Annotated in this window: 3 protein-coding genes; 2 read left to right on the forward strand and 1 reads right to left on the reverse strand. The window is 70.5% G+C overall.

Going from position 1 to position 3,566, the window contains the following annotated elements; all coding sequences use genetic code 11:
• Both G6027_RS14480 and G6027_RS14485 read left to right on the forward strand, forming a co-directional pair.
• On the forward strand, nucleotides 1-1,805 hold a 1,805-nt coding region (locus G6027_RS14480), incomplete at its 5' end, for a fumarate reductase/succinate dehydrogenase flavoprotein subunit (protein ID WP_182637784.1).
• A gap of 34 nt (nucleotides 1,806-1,839) precedes the next feature.
• Nucleotides 1,840-2,583, forward strand: a complete 744-nt coding sequence (locus G6027_RS14485) for a succinate dehydrogenase/fumarate reductase iron-sulfur subunit (RefSeq protein WP_182637785.1) — start codon at nucleotides 1,840-1,842, stop codon at nucleotides 2,581-2,583.
• A 24-nt stretch (nucleotides 2,584-2,607) separates the two neighbouring features.
• On the opposite strand, the gene G6027_RS14490 is transcribed toward G6027_RS14485, so the two are convergent.
• Nucleotides 2,608-3,566: AAA family ATPase (locus G6027_RS14490; RefSeq protein ID WP_182637786.1), on the reverse strand; the 959-nt coding region annotated here is incomplete at its 5' end.

The following is a 3,566-nucleotide window of genomic DNA, read 5'->3' on the forward strand; positions in this document are numbered from 1 at the left end:
GCCTCGCCGGCGCCGGGGCGGCGGCCGCACTCGGCGAGCTGGGCTATCAGGTGACCGCGTTCACGTATCACGACGCGCCGCGGCGCGCGCATTCCGTGGCGGCGCAGGGCGGGATCAACGCCGCCCGCGCGAGGCGGGTCGACGGTGACTCGCTGCACCGCTTCGTCTCCGACACGGTCAAGGGCGGTGACTTCCGGGGCAGGGAGTCCGAGGCATTCCGCCTGGGTGAGGAATCGGTTCGTGTCATCGACCACTTCTCGGCGATCGGCACGCCCTTCGCCCGGGAGTACGGGGGCGTACTGTCCACGCGGTCGTTCGGCGGAGTCCAGGTCTCGCGCACGTATTACTCCCGCGGGCAGACCGGCCAGCAGCTCCAGATCGCCGGATCCCAGGCCCTGCAGCGGCAGATCCGGGCGGGCACGGTGCGGTTGCACACCCGCCACGAGATGCTCGATCTGATCGTCGACGACGCAGGCTGTCACGGGGTCGTGGTCCGCGACCTCGTCACCGGACACATCCGCGCCGAGACCGCCCACGCCGTGGTGCTGGCGACGGGCGGCTACGGGAACGTCTTCCACGACTCCACGCTCGCGGTGAACTCCAACGCCTCGGCCGTGTGGCGCGCACACCAGCGGGGGGCGTTGTTCGCCTCGCCCTCGTTCGTGCAGTTCCACCCCACCGCCCTGCCCAAGGACACCGCCTGGCAGGCCAAGACCATCCTCATGAGCGAATCTCTCCGCAACGACGGCCGCATCTGGGTGCCGCTGCACGCGGGTGACGACCGGCCGCCCAGCGACATTCCCGATTCCGACCGCGACTTCTTCCTCGAGCGGCGCTACCCGGCCTTCGGCAACCTGGTCCCCCGCGACGTGGCCTCACGGGCGATCACGGCGGAGATCCGCGACGGCCGCGGGGTGGGCCCCCGCCACAACTCGGTGTATCTGGACTTCCGGGACTCCCTCGCCCGCGACGGCCGGCAGCAGATCGCCGAACGGTACGGCAACCTCTTCGACATGTACTCCCACGCGACCGGCGAGGACCCGTACTCCGTCCCGATGCGCATCGCGCCCACCTGTCACTTCACCATGGGCGGGCTCTGGAGCGACTACGACCTCCAGACCTCGGTCCCCGGCCTGTTCGTCGGCGGCGAATGCGGCTGGGCCTACCACGGCGCCAACCGACTCGGCGCCAACTCGCTACTCAGCGCCAGCGTGGACGGCTGGTTCACCCTCCCGTACTCGGTACCGGCGCACCTGGCCGCGCGCCTAGGGGACGATCCACCGGACGACGACGACGAGGTGGTCACCACCGCCGTGGGCCGCGCCCGGGCGCGCGTCGAGGCGCTCCTCGCGGTGGGCGGATCCACCGGGCCCGCACACTTCCACCGCGCACTGGGCGAGATCCTCTACGCCGGCTGCGGGGTCACCCGCACCGCCGAGGGTCTCACCACCGCGATCGAGCGCATCCGCGACCTCCGGGCCCGGTTCTGGTCCGACCTCCGCGTGACCGGGACCGGAGAGCACCTCAACCAGGTGCTCGAACTGGCCGGCCGGACGGCCGACTACCTGGAGCTGGCCGAACTGATGTGCGTCGACGCCCTGGACCGCGACGAATCCTGCGGCGCCCACTTCCGCGACGAACACCAGTCACCGGGCGGCGAGGCGCTGCGCCGAGACGACCTCTGGCGCTTCGCCTCGGCGTGGGGGTCCCAGGGCGACGACCGGGGCGGCCCACGCACCTTCACCCGCCATGCCGAACCGCTCGACTTCTCCGCGGTCGAGCTCACCACGAGGGACTACCGATGAGATCCACAGCACGAACCACTGCGGGGACCGCCCCGTGAGACTCACACTGCGCGTGTGGAGGCAGGCCGGTCCCGAGGACACCGGTGCCTACGTGGAGTACCACGTTCCGGACGCCGAACCGGAGATGAGCCTGCTCGAGTTGCTCGACTCCCTCAACGGCCGGCTGGTCGACGACGGGGTGGACCCCGTGGCCTTCGACTCCGACTGCCGGGAGGGGATCTGCGGTGCGTGCGGGGTGACCGTCGACGGGCGCCCGCACGGCCCGGCCGAGAACACCCCCTCGTGCCACCAGCGCCTGGACGCCTACTCCGACGGTGACACCCTGCGCATCGAACCGATGCGTGCGGCGGTGTTCCCCGTGATCCGGGACCTCGTGGTGGACCGCTCCGCGTTGGACGGGATCGTCGAGGCCGGGGCCCATGTGTCGCTGCCCGCGGGGACGGCCCTCGACGCCGACGTCACCGCGCAGGGACACGATGAGGCGGAGACGGCACTGGATCTGGCGGCCTGCATCGGTTGCGGTGCGTGCGTCGCGGCCTGCCCCAACGGATCGGCCAACCTCTTCGTGGGCGCGAAGCTGGGGCATCTGGCCCTGATGCCGGTGGCGAGCCGCGAACGCGGTTCCCGGGCACGCGAGATGGTCGGCGCTGCGGATCTGGAGTTCGGCTCCTGCTCCCTCTACGGCGAGTGCTCGAGGGTGTGCCCGGCGGGGATTCCGCTACGTGCGGTCGGCATGGTCAACCGGGAGCGCCTGCGCGCGGTGTTCCGGCGGTCCTGAGCGGCCCGGAGGCGCCCGGCGAGGTCAGCGCATGCGCTGGGAGATCACCTTGGAGATGCCGTCGCCCTGCATGGACACCCCGTAGAGCACGTCGGCCACGTCCATCGTGGGCTTCTGGTGGGTGATCACGATGAGCTGGCTGGTCTCCCGGAGTTGTTCGAACAATCCGATGAGTCGGCGCAGGTTCGTGTCGTCGAGTGCGGCCTCGACCTCGTCCATCACGTAGAACGGGCTGGGCCGGGCCTTGAAGATCGCCACCAGCATCGCCACGGCCGTCAGCGACTTCTCACCACCGGACAGCAGCGAGAGTCGCTTGACCTTCTTTCCCGGAGGCCGTGCCTCGACCTCGATCCCGGTGGCGAGCATATCCGCGGGGTCGGTGAGGATCAGCCGACCCTCACCACCGGGGAACAGCGTGGAGAAGACTCCGCGGAACTCGCGTTCGACGTCCACCCACGCCTCGGTGAAGATCTGCTCGATCCGCTCGTCCACGTCATCGATCACCCCCTCGAGGTCGGCTCGGGCCTTCTTGACGTCGTCGAGCTGGGTGGACAGGAACGCGTACCTCTCCTCGAGAGCGGCGAACTCCTCCAGTGCCAGGGGGTTGACCTTGCCCAGAGTCGCCAGATCCTTCTGGGCCAGCCTGAGCCGACGCTCCTGCTCGGCACGCAGGTACGGCATCGGCGGGGGTGGGGTGACGTCCTCTCCGCGCTCGCGGGCCGCCTCGTACTCCTCGATCTCGAGCGCGGACGGCGGAAGCGGCACCTCCGGTCCGTACTCCGCCACCAGCGCCTCGGGCTCGATGCCGTGCCGTTCCAGCACCGCGGACTCGAGTTCGGAGACCTTGACCTCGAGCTGGGCCCGGACGATCTCGTCGCGATGCGCGGCGTCTCCCAGTCTGGTGACCTCGGATTCCGCTCCCGCCAGCTCGGTCCGGAGCGAGGCCACCCGTGCGGAGGCCTCCGACCGCGCGGACGCCAGCC

The organism is Dietzia sp. SLG310A2-38A2 (assembly GCF_014145095.1).
Taxonomy (GTDB): Bacteria; Actinomycetota; Actinomycetes; order Mycobacteriales; family Mycobacteriaceae; genus Dietzia.